Consider the following 4,828-nt stretch of genomic DNA (forward strand, 5'->3'; position numbering starts at 1 on the left):
GCCACCCCAACAGTCCCATACGGGGAAACGACAACGCGTCGCTGGCTCAGGAATCGTCGATAAACAAGAATGGCGACCGCAGCAGGAATAAAAAGCCCGAGCCATGCGGCGGGGAAAACATCGCCAGGCATCGCGGCAAGCACCGGCACCGGAGGCAACTCCGCGCGCGTCGCCGTAAACAAGCTGACCTGCGCAGCACCGAAATTAGCCTCGGCACCCGCAAGAACACTCGCCGAGGCCAGAGCCATGTTCGGGAAGTAAGCGATCCACAGCAGCGTCAGCCCAATTTTGCCGCCGACGCCCGACGCGATGGAATACGCGTCCGTAAAGGCCGACCAGTGGGCAATAAGGCTAACAATCACGACGAGAGCGCCGATACCGCCCATCGCCGCGAGAAAAGCCATACCCAGGCGGAACGCGTCGACAGGCCACTGAGGCATGCCGTAAAAGCGCAGCAGGGCCCGCCACAAACGCTTGCCCATCCCAAAAATGATCGCCAGCGCGTTGAGAGCGAACGTCGACAAGACCGACATCCAGACCGACGGAACGTTCACCGGAAGGACCGGCTGCGCGTCCCACAGCATGGCCAGCGCGGTTAGCGTCAGCAAGATAGGAACGGCCAACGAACAGCCGACAAGCATGCGCACGTCGCTGACGCTGATTCGTTCTCGGACGACCGACCGGATTCTGAGCGCTATCCACAATGCGTAGCCCAGCGCGGGAAGCAGCGGCAGGAGGCCAAGATCGGCGCCGGACATCGAGAGCGGCGCGAGATTGAACGTCAACCACAGGGACGCAATGGTGGCCGGAGCAGCGACGAAGGAAAGGTCCAACGCTAATAAAATAATGAGCGCAACTGCGATGATGACGCCGATCACGGAGACATGGGTGGCCGCAATCCCCGGCAGGAATTTCCTCAACCGTGTAGTAAAGGAGCCACCCGCGGCGCTGCGAGCCGCGCTGCCGCTCTTCTGCCACCATTGAGTCCAGCGGTTGAGTCCGAATCGCCTTCCGCGGGGAGATGCACCCGCTGCACCGCGGTTACTTCCTGACCCCCGACGGCCGTCGTCCGGGCCGGCACTCGTGGCACGATTACCCCGAGTACCTCGCGCACTCGCATTTTTCTTTCCGACGGCTGCTGCGTTGTCGAGGTCCCCCGCGCCGCGTACCCGCGATGCCCGGCCCTCATCTGTTCGACGTGAGCCACGCGTTGCCCGAGCTTGTGGACGCTGCTCGCGAACATATTGTTCGGACGCGCGAGGCGCCTGGTTTGCGCGCGAATCGCCAGCAGTTGAGCGCGGCCTGGAGGAATCACGATGCGCAACGTCGTCAAACGAAGGGCGACTGGATTGATGTGACGATCGCTCCGCACCCGTCTCCGACTGACGCGATGAGCGGTCGGGGCGATGCTGTCGTGACGACGATGGGGAGTCCCACGTCAAGCGTTGCGCATCCGTGCCGCGGGATCGGCGGCCATTCTTCCGTGACCGCCCATCCCCCGGACGTCGAGAATTCGATGGGGTGGTATTTCTCACTTGTCTATCCTGACACCTTCCGCGCGTGGGGCACATGAGGCACTCCGGCTTTCGGGGCGACAAACCCAAAAAGTCCAGGCCAGCTGAGACAACTGTAGTCGCCTGTGATTAATGTTCCCACCCATACCAAATCTGTGACGCATCACATAATTCGCGCGCGGTGCGGATCCGTGTTCCCATGCTCACATCTTGGTGAGAAAAAGATGGAAAACAGCTTGCCGCGACGCTAGCCGTTCGTTACTATTTCGTTCGGAGATTACAAAACGATTACGCTTACCTGTTAAAACAGTTAAGCAGTACGGTCGATGTGAAACACACAGTAGCCAGCCGAGTGCATGGTGCGGCTGGCCACCATTTTTGCTTGAGAGGTGTACACGTGCGGACGAATCGAGGCAGCCATTATGTCGGGACGCATCGCCGCCAGACAACTCCTAAGGCCAGCCGGGTAGCCTCGGTCGCCGTTGCAGCCGGTGCGTTGGGCACCGCGGGAGCTGTCGGCGCAGGAGCCGCCACCATTGGCCATAGCGATAGTGTCCGGTTGGTCGCCAAGGACGCCGACGCTACACCTTCTGAGGCAACTGCTTCAGAGTCCTCACCTCAGATTCTTCAGCTCCCTCAAGCTAAGCCGGTCGCGAACCTGCACGACCAGATCGCAAAGACTGTTGAATTTAATAAGCAGCGCCTTGCTGCCGATGCTGCGGCGCGGACACCTGAGCCTACTGCACAACCTGCTTCAGCGGGTCCGGTTGGCAATGCCATCATGAACGCTCTTGGGATTGTTAAGCCCGCTCAGGGCATTCTGACCACCGGTTTCGAGATGCGGTGGGGAGCCTTCCACAAGGGCATTGACATCGCCAACGTGCTGGGCACCCCCGAGTACGCCGTCATGGATTCCACCGTTATTTCCGCAGGCCCTGCCTCTGGGTTCGGCCAGTGGGTTCGTCTTCGTGCCGACGACGGCACCGTGTTCGTGTACGGGCACATGGAAACAATCAACGTCACTGTCGGACAGCGCGTTAAGGCTGGCGACGTTATCGCTGGGATGGGTTCGCGCGGATTCTCCACCGGGTCGCACTGCCACTTCGAGGTCCACCCCAATGGTGGCGAGGCTATCGATCCGCTGCCTTGGTTGGCCGCGCACGGAATTAACCTCGGCCCGATTCAGCGCTAACGCTAGCTCTCTTTTCAGATCGCTGGTTCCCTTGTGGGCCAGCGATTTTTTCGTCGCGGGGCCGAGACATTCGCAGGGTAATACGAGGGTTATACGACAGAAGGCGGTGCGGACAGAATCCTGGGGAGCGAAGCACCGACACGCGGAAGAAGGAACCAGCACACGGAAAACTGCAGGGAAACTACACTTGGAGCCGAAAAGTGTGGGGGAATATGCACCCTCAAATAAAAGTGCGGGGCTATATGGCCAATTTTCGGCCATTTTTCGCCCATATTCCCCCATAGTTTTCACAAGAGACCCCGATATCCTCCCGCAGTTTTCCAGCATGCGGACACAGATTTGTCGTAAACCCTATTCACATATTCCCGCATCCCGATATCCCCGGCTTCGCTGGCCGACGTTGTCCGAGTCGACCAACTTTCCGCGCTGACCACAGCGCACACTCCCCCGCAAGTGCATCCAGTAGACGCTCTTACAGCTTTTCCATGGGAACGTTGCCGATCAGCATGAGGCGGACGGTGCCTTCCTTCCCGAAATTGATCACCACGCTGGTGTGCTTCCCCAAGCCCGAGACTGATTCCACAGTCCCCAACCCATACTTATCGTGATTGACTTGGTCGCCGACCTCGAGATGAAGCGCCGACGCAGGCGTGCCCGAACGACGATCCGAGGACGAACCGACTCCACGCCCAGCACCTCGCCGGCCACCAGAACCATGAGCCGACGACCCAGCGCCACCATATTGAGAGCCACGGTACCGAGAGTTCCCCCGTCGATACCCGGAAGTCGACTTGTCTGGCCATCCCAGTGACCAGTCGCCGCTATCCCAGCTTTGCTGAGGTTCCTCGCGTTCCCAGTGGATAAGGTCCTCGGGAATCTCCGCAATAAACCTCGAGGCGGGATTATTCACCGGTTGCCCCCAGGATCCCCTGGTCACAGCACGAGAAATATACAACCGACGCTGCGCACGCGTAATGCCCACATAAGCCAAGCGTCGTTCTTCCGATAGCTCTGACGGATCACCCAGCGCCCTCATGTGCGGGAACTGCCCGTCCTCCCAACCAGTGAGGAACACGACGGGGAATTCAAGCCCCTTCGCCGTGTGGAGCGTCATGAGAGTGATCACGCCGTTTTCTTCATCAGGAATCTGATCCGCATCGGACACTAAGGAAACACGCTCCAAGAACGCCTGCAAACTCCCCGGCTGAGGTTCGCCTTCTTCAAGAAAACCTTCGTCACCTGCGGTATCTATTCCTCCGCCGCTATCGGTGCCGCCGCTCCCGACGCCATCACTGCCGACGTTGGAATCAGCCGCCGCGCCAACTCCCGGAGCACTCTCCGATGCGGTAGCGCTAGGCATGCGCTCATAAGCCAACTGATGCGCGGCTTCGGAGGCGAACTCACGCGCAACGGACACGAGCTCACGGAGGTTATCCAGTCGGGCGCCGTCCTGCGGGTCATTCGATCCCTCCAGGCTTTCCAGATAACCGCTGCGTTCAATCACGTCGTTAACAATCGCGCCCAAATCGGCAATGCCCAAGTCATCCCCGTCATGGGATACCAGCTGGTTATCGGCAATATCGTTGCGCAATCCGTCCATCATCTCGACAAAACGGCCCACCGCTTTATTGCCGCGCGACCCTAACGCTGGAATGTCTCCGTCGGCAGCGGCCCGCAATGCGGCACCCATACTGACACCGTGATCTTCCGCGTACAGAGAGAGCAAAGACAGAGCGCGGTTACCAATTCCTCGTCGCGGAGTGTTTATTATCCGCCGCAAGCTGACCGAATCATCTGGGTTATCCAGAACTTTCAGATAAGCAATGATGTCTCGGATTTCTTTGCGCTCATAAAACCGCGTTCCACCGACCACCTTGTACGGAAGACCATTGCGAATAAAGATATCTTCCAACGCCCGGGACGCATTATTCGTCCGGTAGAAAACTGCGATATCGCCATAATTAACGGCGGAGTTATCAACTAACTGATCAATTTCACGGGCCACAAATCGGGCTTCATCGTGCTCATTGTCGGCCACATATCCGACAATCCGTTCACCCTCCCCCAACGCCGTCCATAAATTCTTCTCACGACGCCCAGAGTTTTGGGAAATCACAGCGTT

The 4,828-nt window shown here is 58.9% G+C and carries 3 protein-coding genes; 1 reads left to right on the forward strand and 2 read right to left on the reverse strand.

Features of this window, described 5'->3' with window-relative positions; translation table 11 throughout:
• Positions 1 to 1,535 (reverse strand): DUF6350 family protein (locus Q3981_RS10060; protein ID WP_303125885.1); only part of this gene is annotated, 1,535 nt, incomplete at its 3' end.
• 376 nt (positions 1,536 to 1,911) lie between these two features.
• On the opposite strand from Q3981_RS10060, the gene Q3981_RS10065 reads away from it, so the two are divergent.
• Positions 1,912 to 2,706, forward strand: coding sequence for a M23 family metallopeptidase (locus tag Q3981_RS10065; protein ID WP_303125887.1), 795 nt, complete (start codon positions 1,912 to 1,914; stop codon positions 2,704 to 2,706).
• Between the two features lie 472 nt (positions 2,707 to 3,178).
• On the opposite strand, the gene Q3981_RS10070 is transcribed toward Q3981_RS10065, so the two are convergent.
• Positions 3,179 to 4,828 (reverse strand): 3'-5' exonuclease (locus Q3981_RS10070; protein WP_303125890.1); only part of this gene is annotated, 1,650 nt, incomplete at its 5' end.

The sequence above is a fragment of the Corynebacterium sp. genome (assembly GCF_030530965.1).
Taxonomy (GTDB): domain Bacteria; phylum Actinomycetota; class Actinomycetes; order Mycobacteriales; family Mycobacteriaceae; genus Corynebacterium.